The 19,316-nt window shown below is 48.6% G+C and carries 11 protein-coding genes; all 11 read left to right on the forward strand.

Going from position 1 to position 19,316, the window contains the following annotated elements:
• Window positions 1–357 precede the first annotated feature (357 nt).
• Window positions 358–3,087 carry a beta-glucosidase gene (locus BM358_RS23080; protein ID WP_028542057.1) on the forward strand — a complete coding sequence of 910 codons (2,730 nt, stop codon included), beginning with the start codon at window positions 358–360 and terminating at the stop codon, window positions 3,085–3,087.
• Between the two features lie 175 nt (window positions 3,088–3,262).
• Window positions 3,263–4,780 (forward strand): glycoside hydrolase family 30 protein, encoded by a 1,518-nt coding sequence (locus tag BM358_RS23085; RefSeq protein WP_028542058.1) that lies wholly within the window; start codon window positions 3,263–3,265, stop codon window positions 4,778–4,780.
• Window positions 4,781–4,975: 195 nt separating this feature from the next.
• Window positions 4,976–7,894: an S-layer homology domain-containing protein gene (locus BM358_RS23090; protein ID WP_028542059.1), complete on the forward strand. Its 2,919-nt coding sequence runs from the start codon at window positions 4,976–4,978 to the stop codon at window positions 7,892–7,894.
• A gap of 63 nt (window positions 7,895–7,957) precedes the next feature.
• Window positions 7,958–12,010, forward strand: a complete 4,053-nt coding sequence (locus tag BM358_RS23095) for an S-layer homology domain-containing protein (protein WP_028542060.1) — start codon at window positions 7,958–7,960, stop codon at window positions 12,008–12,010.
• 148 nt (window positions 12,011–12,158) lie between these two features.
• Window positions 12,159–12,647: a hypothetical protein gene (locus BM358_RS23100; protein ID WP_023987171.1), complete on the forward strand. Its 489-nt coding sequence runs from the start codon at window positions 12,159–12,161 to the stop codon at window positions 12,645–12,647.
• A 281-nt stretch (window positions 12,648–12,928) separates the two neighbouring features.
• Window positions 12,929–13,930 (forward strand): ABC transporter substrate-binding protein, encoded by a 1,002-nt coding sequence (locus BM358_RS23105; RefSeq protein ID WP_028542061.1) that lies wholly within the window; start codon window positions 12,929–12,931, stop codon window positions 13,928–13,930.
• Between the two features lie 92 nt (window positions 13,931–14,022).
• Window positions 14,023–15,036 (forward strand): FecCD family ABC transporter permease, encoded by a 1,014-nt coding sequence (locus tag BM358_RS23110; RefSeq protein WP_023987173.1) that lies wholly within the window; start codon window positions 14,023–14,025, stop codon window positions 15,034–15,036.
• A complete protein-coding gene (locus tag BM358_RS23115) occupies window positions 15,033–16,076 on the forward strand; it encodes a FecCD family ABC transporter permease (protein ID WP_023987174.1) in 1,044 nt (347 codons plus the stop codon). The genes BM358_RS23110 and BM358_RS23115 overlap by 4 nt, the downstream gene beginning before the upstream one ends.
• 13 nt (window positions 16,077–16,089) lie before the next feature.
• The gene (locus BM358_RS23120) at window positions 16,090–16,911 is read left to right on the forward strand and encodes an ABC transporter ATP-binding protein (RefSeq protein ID WP_023987175.1); all 822 of its coding nucleotides are present in this window, start codon (window positions 16,090–16,092) and stop codon (window positions 16,909–16,911) included.
• On the forward strand, window positions 16,880–17,662 hold the full coding sequence (locus tag BM358_RS23125; RefSeq protein WP_049828457.1) for an IucA/IucC family C-terminal-domain containing protein: 783 nt from the start codon (window positions 16,880–16,882) through the stop codon (window positions 17,660–17,662). Before BM358_RS23120 ends, BM358_RS23125 begins: the two co-directional genes overlap by 32 nt.
• Window positions 17,663–17,994: 332 nt before the next feature.
• A complete protein-coding gene (locus BM358_RS23130) occupies window positions 17,995–19,020 on the forward strand; it encodes an ATP-grasp domain-containing protein (RefSeq protein WP_023987178.1) in 1,026 nt (341 codons plus the stop codon).
• Window positions 19,021–19,316 lie beyond the last annotated feature (296 nt).

Raw genomic sequence — 19,316 nt, forward strand, 5'->3', positions numbered from 1 at the left:
GTCAAGAGTGGGACATATGAATCATTTTTATGGATTGAAATTAGTTAAAAAACCGTCATTAAATAGTTACAAAAGTGTAATTTTATTATCGGTTAACTGAATTGTTAACGCTCTCTTTTCATGAAAAAGAATGAAGGTCCTAGTGTTGTACTTCCAAAAACTTTCAATGAAATTTTCGAAAATGTACGGTAGGGTGGTAAACGTGTCACTTGAGCCATTGCGGCTTTTGCTGACTTGCTTGCTTATCCCGTGGCTCTGGATTCTTGTCGGAGCTCGCAGGATCGAGAGCCTTTGCAAGCCTGTGAGAGTTGAATAGGCATTCACCTCATGACCTAACATCAAGGAGGAATTACAAACGTGAAAGTGAAATCAACATGGTTGTTCCGTATGGTGATGATGACAGTTATCGCGGCTGTTGTGATCGGACCTATGAATATTGCAGGAGCGGCAGGAAGCCAGACAGATCGGCCTTGGATGAACACGGCCCTGTCGGCTGAGAAACGGACAGCGTTGCTGCTGCAGGAAATGACGCTGGAAGAAAAAATAGATTTGGTGACTGGCAAGGTCAACAATTACTATGGATTCTATAATAATTCGATGGAGCGGTTGGGCATTCCGGCGCTGACGATGGCAGATGGACCAGCGGGTGTGCGTATCGCTAATCCAGATGTGCAGGACAAGCAATCTACTGCGTTGCCTGCTCCAATTGCGTTGGCTGCAACGTGGGATACCCAAGCTGCCAAACAGTATGGTGATTTGATTGGAGACGAGGCTTTTAATACAACTCATAATGTTGCGCTTGGACCGGGGATGGATATTGCCCGTATTCCATGGGGATCGCGAAACTTTGAATCTATGGGTGAGGACCCGCTACTGCAATCGCAAATGGCGACCGCTTATGTCAAAGGTATACAAAGCCACCCTGTTTTGGCGACTGCGAAACATTATCTTATGAATAATCAGGAAACAGAGCGCTTCACGACGAATGTCAAAGTCAGTGACCGTGCGTTGCATGAGATTTACATACGCCCGTTCCAAGAAGTCATCGCCAAGGCAGATTTGGGAGGGGCAATGTGCTCCTTTAACAAGGTCAACGGCGAGTCTGCTTGTGAGAACAAAACTCTTTTGACCGACCTCTTGAAGAAGGAACTGCAATTCAAGGGCTTCGTGATGAGTGATTACGGTGCGAACCTGAGTACAGTCGAATCGGCAAATAGCGGATTGGACCTGGAAACACCGGGGACCCCTTATGGTAAATGGGGAGATCAGCTGCTGGCGGCTGTTAAGAATGGCAAGGTAAGTGAAAAAACGATTGATGATAAGGCTGGGCGCATTTTGGTGCAAATGTTCAGCAAAGGTTTATTCGATCACCCGGCTCAAAATAATCAAATTGATGCCCGTGACCATGGCAAGACAGCCCGTCAATTGGCTGAGGAAAGTATGGTACTGCTTCAAAATAAAAATAATGCATTACCGTTGTCTAAAGATAAACTCAAGTCCATTGCTGTGATTGGCCCCGATGCAGATAACGGCACTGTGGCAGGCGGAGGCAGTTCGTTGGTGAACCCGACGTATACCGTGAGTCCGTTAGAGGGCATCCGCAATCGTGTCGGCAAAGGTGTTACCGTCCAATATGCACCGGGTACAGACCCGATCTCTGCAGGAGACATTATGCCTGGCCCATCGGCTGTTCCGTCTTCACTGTTGACTACATCTGATCAGAAAGAGGATATCAGTGTTGGATATGCGACTTATGGAGATGGCGAACAGGGGCTTCGAGGCGAATACTGGAAGAATAACAAGATGGAAGGCAATCCGATTCTTGTACGCAATGATGACCAAGTCAATATGAACCTTGGATTTTATAATTATCAGGGCTTCAATGCGAAGTCCCCTAAAGTTCCAAATACACCAACGACACTGAACGGCTTGATATCTGCACGCTGGACAGGGGCAATTGCAGCTCCCAAGGATGGTGACTATGCATTGTCATTAACCAGTTTGGGATCAAGCAAGCTGTATCTCGACGATAAGCTTTTCGTGGACAATCAAGGTGAAAAGCTGGGCACTACGAAGAAGAACATCTCCCTTAAAGCGGGTGAAAAGCACAAGATACGTATTGAATACCGCGCTGATTATCCGACCAATGGTCGTGATTCCGGTGGTATGGTTCGTCTGGGCTGGGAACCTCCGGCGGATACGTCAGATAAGTTGATTGACAACGCTGTGAAATTGGCGAAAAAATCGGATGTTGCGATTGTTGTTACGCGTACGTATGAGAGCGAAGGATATGTTGAGCGTTCCGATATGGAGCTGCCAAACAATCAGGATCGGCTGATCCGTGCGGTTGCGGCTGCAAATCCGAAAACCATTGTCGTACAAATGAGCGGCAGAGCCGTGCAAATGGATACCTGGCAGGACAAAGTCCCTTCCATCGTACAAGCATGGTTTGCTGGACAAGAGCAAGGGAATGCTATAGCACGCGTCTTATTCGGGGATGTGAATCCTTCGGGTAAGTTGCCGGTAACCTTCCCGGTTAACGAGCAGTCTACACCCGTGTCCTCACCAGAGAAGTTTCCGGGTGTGAACGGTATAGGTGACTATTCAGATGGTATTTTTGTAGGCTATCGTGGGTATGAGAAATCGGGTATTCAACCGGCGTTCTCCTTTGGACACGGTTTATCCTATACGACATTCGGATATAGCGATCTGAAAATAAAACAGCATGCGAGTGGAAAAAAATCCGATCGTACGAGTTCCGTCGAAGTTTCGCTAAAATTGAAGAACACGGGTAAAACAGCCGGAGCTGAGGTTGTACAGGTGTACAACGGTAAGCTTCCGACAAACGTAGAGACTCCATCCCGTCAACTGGCAGGCTGGTCCAAGGTAGAGTTAAAGCCGGGTCAAGAGAAGAAGGTTCGCATTGAGCTCGACCCGAAAGCTTTCTCATATTGGGATGAAAAGTCCAAAGCATGGGTTATGCCAGCGGGTGAAGTGCCCATTTATGTGGGCAGTTCCTCTCAGGATTTACGACTGACAGGAAGTGTTACGATTCCGGCAACCTCTACAGAAAAGGCAAAAAAGTAATCCCGTTACATTTGTTTTAAAATGGTTATATTCAAGAGAGCGCGGGCACAAGCACCGGCTCTCTTTTTGCTATCGGTATGTAAACGTCCAACAGGTATGCAAAGGGAAACCCAAGTGAAAGCTGAAATAGTAGGGAGGATGGGGACAGGATAATGATGGGGAGAGGAGGATATAGATGAAAAAAATCCAAAAGCAACGACGTACTGACATCTGGCTGCTTATAGCTGCAGTAGCCATTTTGATCTGTGCGGTCCTGGTCAGTATGGCTATACGGAATGTTCCGGGGCCGAAAGCAGAAAATAACGTCAACATGTGGCTAACAACACCCGATCCGGCGAATCGCCTAACCCAAAAAACCCCGATCCGTTGGGAAAAGGATAACAGTAAAGAAAATGCAGCGAATGCGGATACACTGACGATTGAGATTAAGCCAGATATTCATTATCAGACGATGGAGGGATTTGGCGCAGCGGTGTCCGGTTCGTCCGCATACCTGATGAATTATGGCATGTCTGCCAATCAGCGTGATCAGCTGCTAAATGATTTGTTTACAGCCAGTGGCATTCAACTGAGTTATATTCGCCATACCATTGGAGCCTCAGATTATTCCGTAGATGAGCAGGGACAGCCTGGCAGCTATACCTATGACGATGTGGCAACAGGCAAGGACTATGAGCTGAATCATTTCTCCATCGCCAAGGATCGGGATGTGATCGATGTGTTGAAGCAAATCCTGAGAAGAAACCAGGATTTAAAGATTATGGGAACCCCATGGACAGCTCCGCCCTGGATGAAATATGGGGAGCAGATTTATAACGGCTGGTATTTGGACTATACCGATTCGCGCGTCTACCAGGCGTATGCTGACTATTTTGTTCGTTATCTACAGGCGTATGCGAACGAGGGAATTCCGATTCAGGCGATTTCCATTCAAAATGAGCCAGAATTCACTACGCCCAAGTATCCCAGCATGAGTATGGGAGCAGCAGAACAGGCGAATTTTATTAAACAATATCTGGGCCCGACCCTAAATCGAAACCATTTATCTACTCACATTATTGCCTTTGACCATAACTGGGATACAGGAAGCGATTATGCCAAGACCGTGTTAGGAGATGAACAGGCTCGAAGCTATACGCACGGAACGGCCTTTCATTGCTACAAAGGAGAGCCCACGGCGATGACAGATGTGCATAATGCTTTTCCTGATAAGCCTGTATATATGACAGAATGTAGTGGGGGGGCGTGGAGTCCGGGCTTTGGAGATGATTTGAGCTGGGATATGTCCAAGCTGATCATTGGTGCACCCCGAAACTGGTCGCAAAATGTCCTCTTTTGGAACATCGCACTTGACCCGTCCGGGGGTCCGACCAATGGGGGTTGCGCCAACTGTAGAGGTGTAGTGACCATCGACCCGTTAAGCGGTGCAGTTACGAAAAATGTGGAGTACTATGCGATTGGGCACGCCAGCAAATTTGTCCGTCCAGGTGCGGTACGTATTGATTCTACACATTATAGTGGAAGTATCGAAACGGTCGCCTACCGCAACCCCGACGGTACGCTTGTCCTGATTGCCGCCAATACGGGAGAGAACACAAAGACATTTAAGGTTCGGCAGGGAAATAAGGTTTTCAAATCTACCCTTCCCTCCAAGTCCGCAGCTACCTTTCAATGGAATCCTACGGTTTCCTGATATGGCATGTACATCAACGTTTTATAGAAGTTTTAGAGCGCTTAGCCCATCTGGCTGAGCGCTCTTTTTTCATTTGCTACAAAGTCCAGACTGTGAAAAAGATAAAATTTTAATATTGTTCAGAATTGGTTCAGAGGCGGATGATAAGATCTTTTCACTAATAACAAGAATGAACCGTTCACGGGGGAGAGTCTGATGAATCAAGAAACGAATAAAGAATGGCAAAAAGTGCTGATGGTGACGTTGCTGGCAGGTATGGCATGGGGGCCCCAGCTTGTTCATGCAGAAACGAAAGGGGAGACGTCAGCGATTGTGACTAAAGCCAGTACAGTATCTTTTACAGATCAGTCCACTATGTCATCCCAGGCATTACAGGCGGTACAGGAGGCTGTGAAGCAAGGACTGATCACGGGTTATCCAGATGGTTCTTTCCGTCCAGATCAACCGTTAACGCGTAAGGAAATGGCAGCTTTGCTGGCTAATGCACTTAAGCTTGACGCAACGGAGAAAGCAGTAACTTTTAAGGATACGCAGGGGAGTTGGGCAGCTTCTTATATAGAAGCTGTACGTGCGGCAGGTCTAATGACCGGAGATGAATCAGGTGCTTTCCGCCCGGATGCTGCAGTGAGTCGTGAGGAATTGGCAGCCATTCTGGTGAGAGCGATTGGAGGAACCCATGTTCAAGGCGGAGATGTTCAGGACATTTCTGATGGGGATCAGGTGAGCGCATGGGCCAAAAGCAACGTAGAAGCAGCTCTCAAGCTGGGATTAATGGATACGCCGGATAATCGGTTTGACTCTAAAGTACAGGTAAAACGTCAGGATATCGCAGCCTTTTTGGTGAATGTATTCCAATCGGGTGAACAGACGGGAATCCTATCTCGTATCGACGGGGATATCGCCTATATGGATGGAAAGCCCTATTTGATCGGCCAGCAATTGAAGCAACTGTTCGGAGCAGACAATGTGCCGGCGCTTCAAGGGGCTACCCTGACCTATCAGGCATCGAACCGAAACGTAGCTGATCTGTCAGCACTTCAAATTGTGCAAAGTGGTACAGCCCAACAACCGTTGACTTTGTATAGCAAAGGGACAGAATTTAAAGGCAAGTTAGCTATTGCAGCGGATTATGTGCGTATTCAAGGTGATACGTTACCTCAGGTAACCTTGATGCAGGGTGCCAAAAATGTAGAGATTCATGCAGACGTAAACGAAATGATCGTGGATACGCATGAGCCTATTCAGATTCAGGGAAGTGGTGTATGGCAGCAGCTTAAACTGAATTTTGCCGATACACAGGTACGTCTCGCCAATGGGATACAGACTGTACAGACCCGTCTTGCGGAGCGGGGAACAGAGACTCAAATTATACGTGATACCACGTTGGGTGCATCTTCGGATACATCCTCAACAAGCACTAAAAAAAGTTCATCTGGTGGTGGCGGTGGCAGTTCTACAACGAATCCAACGCCAACATCTAATCATGTACCTGTCTCAGCTATCGTTCCTGCCGATCAGTATGCCATTTTGGGTTCTGGAGATACGCTAGTGGATTTGAAAAATGTGTTTTACGATGCCGATCAGGATGAACTGTCGTACCATGCGGTCACTTCGGATGTATACGTAGCAGAAGCAGAAGTGGCAAATCAACAGCTTACACTAAAACCTAAATCAGTAGGAAGCACGCAGGTATTTGTTACGGCAGAGGATGGAAAAGGCGGTAAAGCGAGCGTGTTTTTCAGCTATACAGTGACCAGCTCTACTTATGAGGAGGACATTAATCACAGTCCTGTCGCGAGCAACAGCCTAAATGACATTCCTTTGCTCTTAAATGAAGGTGGCAAGCAGATTAGCCTGTCTGACTTGTTTAACGATGAGGATGGCGATGCACTGACCTACACGGTGGAATCGGCTTCGCCAGAAGTGGCCACAGGAGAAGTAACAGGCGATCAGCTTATGCTTACGCCGCTTCAAGCCGGCATTAGTCTAATGACGATAACAGCCCATGACGGCAAGGGAGGTACAGCCTCACTTCAGTTTGCTGCTATGGTGAATGCGCCTTTGCCTGATCCGCAGCCTGAGAATCACATACCTGTGGCTTTACCTCATTTACCTATCGTAGTTGCTAATGTGTTGCAGGACAAGCTGATGCTGTATCCGGGCTCGTTATTTATGGATCAGGATGGCGACACCTTGACGTATACCATAACTTCCTCCAACCCCCTAGTAGGCAGTGTGGCGGAGAATGGAGAAGATTCATTTGTAACACTGCATAATGCTGGTATTACGATGATTGGAATTACGGCGAATGATGGACGTGGGGGCGTTTCTTTCACTTCATTTATGCTGCAAGTTGAAGCTCCTCAACCAGTAAATCATCGTCCGGTAGTGACCCGTGTGCCTGAACCTCAATATTTGGACCCGGGAGATGGTCAGCAAATATTGCAGCTGAATGATATGTTCTCTGATGAGGATGGAGACACGCTGACCTATACTGTGGTGTCTTCTGATCCATTGGTGGCAGGGGGGCTGGTAGGAGGGAATGCACTTTTCATACAACCTTTGCGTAATGGTCTGACGTTCCTTACGATTACAGCAAATGATAATCGGGGTGAAACGACATCTTTTACGATTCCAGTGATTGTTGAGAAAAGAGACTTGTTCATTTCCGAAGTCGTGTGGCAAGGCGAACCGGATTATCTGGACCAGGCGATTGAATTGTATAACCCTACAAACAGACCGTTGGAGAAAAATAGAATATGGATTGAGCGATCCGACCAACCAGACCCGATTATTATAAATGCCAATGACGGAGATGTAATTATGCCTGGGCAAACATTTGTTATTGCGGATGATCTGAGTTCATTCGTATCGGAGGAGTGGTATTTTACCTTCCTGCAGTTACAAAATAACAATTCGGAACCTGTTACGCTTAAGCTGTATTATAACAACACGCTTATAGATATCGCAGTTATTGGTCAAGGGCAGGCATTGGGACGGAATAGCGGTACGGTCATTGGTAATCCAGACCATTATCAATCTGGTGAATGGAATGTTGAGGGGACGAACTACCCTGTTAATTTAGGAGTCTTTATCGGTCGTCCTCGGCCGTAAAACATACGTATCCTATGATTTTAAATACATGATTACATTTATCGGTGGGGAGAGAATTGCACCATGAAAAATAAGAAGTTAACCGCTCAGCTGGCAGCTGCTTTGCTGCTGCTGACCCCCTCGTTTCCTGCCGGAGCAGAGCAAGCTACCGTGATAGATACGGCTTCCGTATCCAAGGGGTCCACACGGAACAATACTGCCACCTGGACGGATGTACAGAAGCTTACAGCACAGCAATTGGAACAACTACAAAAAGCCCGTGAACTCGGGATTATCCAAGGCGATCCCGCCGGAACGCTCAGACCTGAGCAGAAGCTCACACGTCAGGAGCTAGCCGTGCTGCTAGTCAAAGCGTTGCAGCTTCCGACGGGCAACTTGGACGGCGCTGCCTCCTTCACGGACGTGCCCGCCGATAGCTGGGGGCGCCCGGCTATAGAGGCAGCCCGTAAGGCCGGGCTGATGCAAGGCGACGCCAACGGACACTTCCGTCCGAATGACCTGATCAGCGCCCAAGAACTGGTCGCGCTGTTGGTCAGGTCCGCTGGGACGGGTACGTCTGCGGGCACGCCCGCCAGCACAACCGACTCGCCGTCGGCGCAGACGCTGCCGACGGCGTGGAAGGACGCCAGCCCGTGGGCGACCCCGATGATTCGGGCGGCGCTGAATGACGGGCTGATGAGTGAATTTGGCGGAAATCTGCACGCCAAAGACTCGGTAAGCCGCGTAGATGCGGCCAGCCTGCTCGTATCTGCTTTGTTTCCACAGGAGCGTGCTTCGCAGCTCCAGGAAATGGACGGCAAGCAGATACGGATCAATGGCATAGCTTATGACGTGGCAGAGCCGCTGCGCGGCATTTTTCACGCGGATAATCAGGCCGCGCTGCGCAACGCAGGCATCCGTTTCCATGCCATAGGCCGGACGGTGGATAAGGTCACTTGGCTGGAGCTTCGCAGCAGCGGGAGTTCGGCTCGTGACGGCGAAGCGGAGTTCAGCGGCAACGTTGTGCTGGACGGACACGGCTCTACGTTAAACGGAGATTTGGTGATTGCCGGGGATTTTACATCGGTGCTGCATTTGAAAGTGGAACAGCAGTTAACGGTGGATGCCCGGGTGCAGCAGGATTTTTATGCACAGGATGTACAGGTACAGGGACAGACCCATATTAACGGCGGAGATAACAATACAGTTGTATTTGATAGCTCAACGTTGACACAAATGGATGTCACAAAACCGGACGTTCACGTTGTACTCAGTGGTACCGCAAGCGCGACAGTCATGAACGTGCAATCCAACGCAAGCATTGAGGTTAGCGTCGATGCATCCTTGCCGCAGCTGAATGTTAATGAAGGGGCGAACAAAGTCAATCTTCAGGGAACGGTTCAGACCGTTCAGGTAACTGGCAGCCAATCCGTCGAGATGACAGGTAATAGCACAATCCAGCAGCTGACCGTCACCGGGACGGGTGCTTTGGAATTGAAAACTACAGGTAGTATTGAAAATATTCAAGTCAGCAACCCGGCAGCTAGAGTAAATGTGAGTGGAAATGTACAGGTATCTGCGGTCACACTGGGTACCGGAGTAGCTTCCAACGCTGTTACGGGCCTAGCTGTGGCAAGTGTAACAGGCACGTCCTCATCTTCTGGAAGCTCATCTGGTTCATCCAGCAGTGCTAACCGTTCACCGGAAGTCGTGAATGCTTCTGTAGAGCGTGTAATTACAGAAGGCGCTGGTGAACAATTGTACGATTTACGCCAATTCTTTACCGATCCTGATGGGGATATCTTGACCTTCTCGGCAGCTTCTCTTCAATCCGGCATCGTACGGGCGTCTGTATCGGGCAATACATTAAAGCTTACGCCAGTCAGTGTCGGAAAAGCATCCATCAGTGTATCGGCTAATGATGGACGGGGAAAAAGGGTGTCGTCTACCTTCAAAATTATCGTGAACGGCCAGCCAGTATCTGCGGGTATACCAGATCAGGCGCTTACTGTGGGACAGTCCGACTTGGTACTGCATTTGAACGACTATGTTCAGGACCCGGAAAATGCTAGCTTAACGTATCAGGTTACTGTTGATAATCCTGCTGTAGCGTCGGTGGTGCTTACAGGAGATGAATTGCGTTTGAGTCCGCTTCGCGCGGGCAGTACGATCGTTCATGTCACTGCCAATGACGGACAGCAAGGAGAAGATGGCAGCACAGGCCAAAAGCAGATTGAATTCAAGCTAACGGTTCAGGGCACTCCTAACCATGCTCCGCATGGACAAGACCCTCAACCGCTAACCGTCACATTGGGTCAGCCGAATACGACGCTGGATCTTTCCACGATATTTACGGATGTAGATGGTGACCCGCTGGTGTTCACAGCGACCAGTTCGGATGCTTCTATCGTGCAGACTGCCATAACGAGAGATCAGCTTTCTTTGCAGTCGCTGCAAGCGGGGAGCGCAAGTATTACCCTGACGGCAGACGACAGCAAGGGTGGAACAGATACAGTTACCTTGATTGTAACAATTTTGCCTATACCGAACAGTAGCCCGGTAGTAACCCGTGCACCAGACGCGGTACATCTGATTTTAGGCAAGGCTGACGGAACCGTGGATCTGTCCACCATCTTTGCTGACCCGGATCATGACCCGATTCGTTATGAGATCAGTTCGTCTGATCCAGCCGTGGCAGATGCTACAGTTCAAAATGAACAGCTTGTCATTCATGGACTGACTAGCGGCAATACCGTGATTACCATCACGGCTAAAGACGATAGAGGCGGAGAGATTAGCACAGACCTACAGGTTCATCTATTAGAAAATGCGGTTATTACAGCGATCCCTGAGCAGTTGCTTCAATTGGGAGATGCCGCCTCAGAACTGGATCTCTCACCGTTCCTATTGAACTGGGATCTAGCATCCCTGTCAGTGACAGCAGACACGTATGATCCAGGAATTGCTACGGCCCATATGAATGGTCAGAAACTACAGCTAAACCCAGTGAGTGTAGGAACCACAAGTGTAACACTCAGTGTGTATGACCAGTACGGACGTGCAGAGGGAGCGACGTTCCCGGTTACCGTCAGCATGCCTCAGCTTAATCAAGCTCCTCAAGTCATAGCGGCTATAAACGAGCAGGTATTGACTCCCGGAGTTACACAGCAAAGGGATTATGATCTGCAACAACTGTTCTACGACGAGGATGGGGATGAGCTGCGATTTACAGTCAGCTCCAGTGATCCGACGTTGGTGAGTGCATCGCTTAATGGCAGCATTTTAACACTGGCTTCGGGTACAGGCAGCGGCCTTGCTGAAATTACTATTACGGCTGCGGATGATCGGGGTGGCTCAGTTCAATACACGTTGAATACACGCAACGCGGAGCTGGTTTCCGGCGGTATCACTCCGATTGGGGTTAAATATGGCTTGCCGCACAGAACCGTGGATCTGTCCAGTTATTTCCCAGGACAATCTAAATTCCTGGTATATAGAGGAACGCCATCATCGACATTCCTCGGTCCTGTAGAACTCATGGGCACCTCTATCCCCCTTTCCCCCGAACCTTTACTGGTATGGGTAGTAGGAGCAGATGGAAGGGCTGCTGTATTTCAGGTCCAACAGGAACCACAGCAAGCGCCTGCTGTATATTTCTCGCAATATGTGGATGGCGGGGATGGAAGAATTGTTTTGCAATTGCATTATAACGGGAATGGAGACCCTTCCCATCGGGCAGACGGTTACTCACTTGAGTTTCATCAATGGATGAAGAAAACAAACCAAATGAAAGTTACCACTTTACCGATTAATCCGCTTTATCCTGCCATGCCATATATAATCATCGACAGTATCTTTTATGATTTCATGGATATTACGAATGCTTGGTATTTCAATGATGAGGGCGATTTCTACAACCCGAGCGAATTTAATACCGTTGCATATGTTTTAAAATACCAAGGACAAGTGGTAGATGTATTAGGAAATCCAAATTCGCATGAGCAGTTTGCACCGCAAGGAGGAACGTTCGTCCGCAAGCCAGGAATATCCTACGGATCGTCTGCCTATAATCAGCCAGATGAGTGGAATGCGTTTCCGAAAGGGACCTATCAATATGTCGGCGCTCATACACCATAAACGGTATGCTTTGTAGCACCAAGGAGACTCCTGTCCCCTCGAGAATGATTATTTGACTTTTTTAAGAGTCCAGCTTAAGTAGGTCGTAGGAGTTGCTGGCAGAGCGACTATATTTCAGGTTCATCAGGAACCACAGGAGGCATTTCTTTTGTTTTTTTCACAATATGTCGATGGTGGAGACGGTCGCATCGTGCTGCAATTGTTTTACAACCGAGAATGTGACTTCTCTCATAAAATAGAAGGATATGAGCTGGAGGTTCACCAATTCATGAAAAACACGAACCGCATGAACGTATCCAGCATAGCGCTATATCCGGTTAATCCAGTAATTCCGTATCTGATCATAAACAGCATCTTTTACGATTTCATGGATGTCACGAATGTTGCCTATTTTAATCAAGAGGGTCATTTCTATAACCCAAGTGAATTTAATACGGTCGCATATGTACTGAAGTATCATGAAACTGTGGTAGATGTGATTGGAGAGCCTCATTCGCAGAATCAATTGTTTCCTCAAGGGGGGACATTTGTTCGTAGACAAGGTATATCATGTGGCTCACCCGTTTTTAATCAGCAGGATGAGTGGATTGTATACCCGAAAGGTACTTATCAATATGTAGGCAGGCATACACCTTAATCGGTATGTTTGTCCGCGATCGCTGTCTGTTGAAGACAGGTCATAAATTCTTATAAAGGTGTAACCCAACAACTATGGAGGGTTACACCTTTTTGTATACTGAGCATTTTGTATTCATCCAAGCCTTTACTGTACAAGGAGATTTTCAACATGAAACTAGAGGCACGGGGAGTTCTTCCACAGCAGTATCAATATGCTTGAACAATGTACTCAACTGAATTACAATACAATTGATAATGATTTTTAATATCAATTAGGATGAGAAGGGGGAGTTGAACTACATGTTTGGATTGACAAAAAAGCTACATATTTATATAGCACTTATTCTGATGATATCGGTGCTGGCTGGTTGTGCCTCGGGTGGAACTACAGGGACAACTGACCCTTCAAGCAAGTCTGCAAGTGGTAATAAGAGCAATACAGTAGGCAGTGGTGCGGACGAGCAGACCAGAGTTATCAAACATGCCATGGGTGAAACGACAATTAAGGGAACTCCAAAGAGGATTGTAACCTTGTTTCAGGGTGCCAATGATGTTGTTGTTGCACTTGGTGTGAAGCCAACGGGTGTTGTGGAATCCTGGGTTCAGCAACCCGTATATAAATATTTGAAAGCGGATCTGGATGGCGTGACGCAGGTAGGTCAGGAATCACAGCCGAATCTGGAAGAGATCAACAAGTTGAAGCCGGATCTAATCATTGCCACCAAAACAAGACATGAGGATATCTATGATCAACTGTCCCAGATTGCTCCAACGGTAGTTACCGAGACGTTGTTTGACTGGAAAGAGACGGTAAAGACGGCTGGTGAAGCGATGAATATGAAGGAACAGTCGGACAAGTTGCTTGCCGATTGGGATGCAAGGGTAGCGGATTTCAAAGGCAAAATGGGTGACCGTCTTCCTATTGAAGCGACTATTACGAATTTCAGAGCCGATCAGGTTCGCATTTTCTATATGGGATACGCCGGGAAAATTTTGAAAGAGCTTGGATTTACCAGACCGCCTGGACATGATGAAGACACCTGGGGTGTGGAGTTGACTTCGAAAGAGAACATCCCGGATATGAACGCAGATATGATCTTCAACTTCAATTCAGGTACGGAAACAGAAGCTATTGAGAAGAATTATAAGGATTGGACCAGCAGTCCGCTCTGGAAAAATCTCGATGCGGTAAAGAATAACCAGCTGGTACAGGTTGATGAAGTGGCCTGGAACATGGGAGGCGGATACACATCGGCCAACATGATGCTGGACGACCTATACAAGCAGTTCAATCTGAATTAATGGGAGCAAGACCTGCCATGCACCAGGACATCGTATACGAAGTGTATGGGCAGGCAGGTCTTTTTGCATTTCACGAATGAAAGAGTGAGAATATGTTTCCCCTTTTTACGAAGGCAAGTACGAAGATGTATGGACTATCCGGCTTATTCATTTTACTATTACTCGCCTGTGTAGCCAGCATGATACTGGGACGCACACACATAACATTTCAAATAGCAGTGGATGCACTACAACACTATGACGAAAGCTCAGTGGAGCATGTCGTACTTCTGACAGAACGTTTACCACGCACAATTATTGCCGCTGTTGTTGGTGCAAGTTTGGCGGTGGCGGGAGGACTCATGCAAGCGCTAACTCGTAATCCGCTCGCTTCACCAAGTGTGTTTGGGATCAATGCGGGCGCCATCTTTTTTATCGTTATTGCCATCGTGGTGCTGTCGGTGTCCTCGCTCAGTACGATGATGTGGTTTGGTTTTGCCGGGGCAACCATTGCAACAGTGATTGTGTACGCGCTTGGGTCCATCGGTCGTGATGGTCTGACTCCCATCAAGATTGTGCTGGCGGGTACCGCCATCTCTGCACTTTTTGCTTCGTTCACGCAGGCAATCCTGGTGCTGGATGGAACGGGATTACAGGACGTGTTGTTCTGGCTTGCAGGTTCAGTGAGCGGTCGGACACTCGACATGCTGTATCCTGTACTGCCATATATGACGGTTGCCATTGTGGTATCCCTGTTTATGGGCCGGGCGATCAATCTGCTCCTGACCGGTGATGATATCGCCAAAGGCATGGGACAGAACGTGCTACTGGTTAAGCTGCTTATGGGAGTCGTTACGGTATTGCTAGCCGGTGGTTCTGTTGCGGTGGCCGGTTCGATTGGTCTGGTAGGATTAGTTGTACCGCATATCATGCGGGCGTTTGTTGGCAACGACTACCGCTGGCTTGTTCCCTACTGCATTCTGGGCGGCGCCATTTTGTTATTGGCGGCGGATGTTGTTGCACGGCTGATCATCATGCCGCAGGAGGTTCCGCTTGGCGTTATGACAGCGCTCATTGGTGGTCCCTTCTTCGTCTATATTGCCCGCAAGGGGGGGACGAAGATATGAGGAAGATGATTACTTTTCGCAATAAGAAAGATACGTTATCCTTGCAAATGGAGCGCAAATCGCTGTTCATCATCGGAATCTGTATGGTTTTGGTATTGATTGCATCCATTCTAGGAACCAGTGTGGGTAATGATTTCATATCTCCGCTGAATGTGCTGCAGACGATTTTCGGTCTGGGCGCAGGCGATCATGACTTTGTCGTGTTGACGCTAAGGCTGCCGCGTGTGCTGTTATCGTTGCTTGTTGGTGCAGCACTAGGCATGTCCGGTGCCCTATTGCAGGGGATTATTCGTAATCCGCTCGCTTCACCGGATGTGATCGGGATAACGGGAGGAGCTGCCGTTGCCGCTGTAGGTTTTGTCACCCTGCTGGGTGGAACCATCAGTATCAAGCTGTTGCCGCTGTTTGCCATTATGGGCGCGATGATTACCACAATCATCATATATCTTCTTGCCTGGAAAAAAGGAGTAAGCCCGATTCGACTGGTGTTGATCGGAATCGGAGTGTCAGCCATTACGGGGGCCGGGACGACCTTCATGCTGATTCTTAGTCCATTCTATACGGCTGGTCAGGCGTATATCTGGCTGACGGGGAGTGTGTATGGAGCATCGTGGACCGATGTCAGAACGATCATCCCGGTGATTGTAATCGTGCTTCCGTTGGCGATCTGGTTTGCCCGTAGTCTGAACGCACAGGAATTCGGGGATGATCTAGCCACCGGGCTGGGGGTCACTGTACAGCGTCATCGTTCAGCACTGCTACTGTGCAGTGTACTGCTGGCCGGGGGTGCTGTAGCTGTCGCGGGGACGATTGGTTTTGTCGGTCTGATTGCGCCGCATATTGCCCGGAAACTGGTAGGGCGTATGTTTGGCAGCATGCTCATCGTTTCGGGACTGGTCGGTGCCCTGCTTGTATTTGCTGCTGATCTGATTGCCCGTACGGTATTTCTGCCGCTCGATGTTCCGGCAGGGGTATTTACCGCCGGGGTAGGAGCACCGTTTTTCCTGTATCTGTTGTTCAAGAATCGAAATCAGTTTTGAGGAGGAGAATGCTGTGAGTATTCTGGAAGCCAAGGACCTTACGATCGCCTATGGCGCAGAGCCTATTATTGAGAATCTGAACCTGACTATTCCCAAGGGGAAAACTACTGTCTTGATTGGCAGCAACGGTTGCGGGAAGTCCACCTTGCTGCGAACGATGGCGCGGCTGCTGAAGTCCAGTTCAGGCTCGGTGCTGCTGGATGGCGAGGAGATTGCGAAGTTGCCTACCAAGGAAATTTCAAGACGTATGTCCATTCTGCCGCAAGGCCCTTCTGCTCCAGAGGGACTTACAGTGAACCAACTAGTTCGGCAAGGACGGTACCCACACCAGACCTGGCTGAAACAGTGGTCAGGTGAGGACGAACGCATGGTCAGGCTCGCGCTGGAATCCACACATCTGACTGCTCTGGCTGATCGGCCCATGGACGCATTATCCGGCGGACAACGCCAGCGTGCCTGGATTGCGATGACACTCGCACAGGGAACAGAGACCTTGCTGCTGGATGAACCAACGACTTATCTGGATATGACCCATCAGATTGATATTCTGGATCTGCTGTTCGATTTGAATGAACGGGAGGGGCGCACCATAGTGATGGTTCTTCATGATCTGAATCTTGCGTGTCGCTATGCTCACCATATCGTGGCTGTCCACAACAAGTCCATCTACGCGGAAGGAAAACCGGAAGACATTGTTACGCAGGACATGGTCCGCGCGGTCTTCCAGATGGAGTGCGACATTGCGGTTGATCCGCTGTTTGGCACACCAATGTGCATTCCGCACGGGAAGGGAAGGAAGTTAAATGAAACCACACGCTACAGCCACTTGGCTTGATGATCAAGAGATGCAGGCCTTGGCTGCCGAATACCGTTTGACCTGGGAGCCTTCGACAGATCGTACATTTTCGATGCCATTTACGGACTTGCTGGACCCGTCCAAAAGCCTGAACTATTTGCAAGGGGTGAGTAGCATCTTTGAGACGGATTCTGAAACGGCTACTGTATCTCTCTTTGCTAAACGGTATGCTTACTTGATTTTGGCTTCGGGTCTCTATGCCATGTCACGCTTCAACAAAGGCCTAAATTATGAGATTGCCAACGGCACGATCGAATCCAGTTATCAGGGGGAGGCATGGCTCCCCAAGGCTCGTCTGACTAATTGGCAGACGAGCTCACCGGAGGCGGATCAGCGTGGCGTATGGAGAGATCAGGTGATTGAACAGATGTTCGCCGGTAATCTGGCCAAGGTGTGGCAATCGCTGTCCAAGGCAACGCGGGTTTCACGTTCAGTCCTGTGGGAGAACACGGCCATTTACGTATACTGGCTCTATGAGAACAAGTTTGCTGAAGGAGCCACGCCTGAAGAAAAGCAGCGTGTCGAAGAGGACTTCCATTATCTAATTCGTGATGCACCTGCACATCTCTTTGGTGAATCCCGTAATCCGCTCAAGCAGTTTAACACGCCCAAGCGGGCAACAGCTGTCTCAGATACACCCATTCGTGTGCGCAAAACCTGTTGTTTCTATTATCTCGCTGCAGATGATCCAGAAGATTACTGCCCAACCTGCCCCAAATTAAAGCATTAATGCCGATGATCATCATCCACATCCCCAGCCTATACTTCATTGCATCTCAATACAGCGAATAGCACAGGCAAGCTTATGACATAACGAAATTCAGAGCTTGCCTTATTTGTTGTGCCCATTGTTCCATGAACACTCCTTCATTTGGGGATTCTCTCCCTGCAAAAACCATCTTATTTTTCCTAAAAAGCTTATTATTGACAAGGTGACTGAAATTGCCATAAAATAGATTTTGTTTGAAACTGATAATCATTATCAATATTATTTCCATCAAATCAATCCGATGAAAGCACAACCAGGAGCGAACGCCTTCATTCGGTCGGGGAGGATTTTCATTGTTTCCGAAAGGAATTCATAATCTGCAAAACCGACTCATCATAAGCAAAGCAAGAGAAATGGGAATGACCTGCGAGCCACTTCTCGCAGAATGTGAAGATTTTTTGGAATTATCCTATGGGGATAAGCGCAGAGTCATTAATAAAACCAGATCGCATCGTCTACCCTTGATCGCTGGACTGCTCGCCAAGAACAAGCAGGTTTGTAATATGCTACTGCATGAGCGGGGAATGCCTGTGCCGCCGTTTATCGTTATCGAGGCAATGGGTGACAAGGCAACGCAGTTTCTGAAACTGCATCGTTCCGTTGTAGTGAAGCCGCTGGACGCAAGCGGCAGTGCAGGTGTGACACTGGACGTTCGAACAAACGAGGAACTGGAAGCGGCTATTGCCCGGGCGGGTACCCATAGTAACAGCATCATGCTGCAGCAATTCGTAACGGGTGTGGATTACAGGGTACTGGTCATTAACGGGGAAGTGGCGGCAGTAAATGAGTATCGACCTGTCTATGTAGAAGGAGACGGCACCTCAACCATCCGGGCGTTGATTCGAATGTTGAATCAGCAGCGAATCCAGCATACCAGTATAGGGAAGTTCGAGGCCTTTCCCAAGATTAATGAAGACGCAGAGCCTTTGCGAAAGGTTCTGCTTGGACAGGGAATCACACTGGAGGAGGTACCTGCGGCAGGAAGGGAGATCGAGCTATATGATCTTCGCAATTCGGCCGCCGGGAACATCAGTGAATTTTATATGGACTGTACGGAAGCGATTCTTCCTGACAATGCACAAATGGCAATTGAGGCCGCAGGAGCCCTCCGGATTGATGTGGCTGGCATTGATATCCGTTGTGAGAATATCCGCCAGCCGCTGACAGGAGATCAGGGAGGCATTTTGGAAGTCAACGCATTGCCGGACCTGACCCACCATGTCTTCCCCTTTGGGGGGACCACACGTGATGTCGTCCGGTTGTACCTGGAGTATCTTTTTCAGATGGAACATCATTTCGAAAAGTCGATTGCAGAATAAGGGCAAATCATTGCTTGTTCTGGCTCAATAGCCCGCTTGCGTTTTGCGTTGTTCTTGCTCCTATGGTGTGATCGGTATATTCGAATGGACGTGCCTGCCCGCCGCAAGCGGTGGCATCCATCCAGCATTCCGCTGCTGGTCAGCAGTGTAGGTACTCTGGATGATTAGTCTGCTAATGGTTCAACGGGTCAGAACACCAGCAGATACGGCCAGATGGGCGGCACTGAAAGAGATTAGTATGGGTCTCGGCTGTGCCATCCTGTGACCTTGTCCCTTGTTTTATTTATAACCCGAAA

The organism is Paenibacillus sp. cl130, assembly GCF_900116035.1.
In the GTDB taxonomy this organism is placed as follows: domain Bacteria; phylum Bacillota; class Bacilli; order Paenibacillales; family Paenibacillaceae; genus Paenibacillus; species Paenibacillus polymyxa_B.

Bases quoted from the DNA above. Each gene is read 5' to 3' on its own strand.
- BM358_RS23110 (WP_023987173.1), top strand. From the start codon at position 14,023: ATGTTTCCCCTTTTTACGAAGGCAAGTACGAAGATGTATGGACTATCC.
- BM358_RS23105 (WP_028542061.1), top strand. From the start codon at position 12,929: ATGTTTGGATTGACAAAAAAGCTACATATTTATATAGCACTTATTCTG.
- BM358_RS23095 (WP_028542060.1), top strand. From the start codon at position 7,958: ATGAAAAATAAGAAGTTAACCGCTCAGCTGGCAGCTGCTTTGCTGCTG.
- BM358_RS23090 (WP_028542059.1), top strand. From the start codon at position 4,976: ATGAATCAAGAAACGAATAAAGAATGGCAAAAAGTGCTGATGGTGACG.
- BM358_RS23125 (WP_049828457.1), top strand. From the start codon at position 16,880: ATGAAACCACACGCTACAGCCACTTGGCTTGATGATCAAGAGATGCAG.
- BM358_RS23115 (WP_023987174.1), top strand. From the start codon at position 15,033: ATGAGGAAGATGATTACTTTTCGCAATAAGAAAGATACGTTATCCTTG.
- BM358_RS23085 (WP_028542058.1), top strand. From the start codon at position 3,263: ATGAAAAAAATCCAAAAGCAACGACGTACTGACATCTGGCTGCTTATA.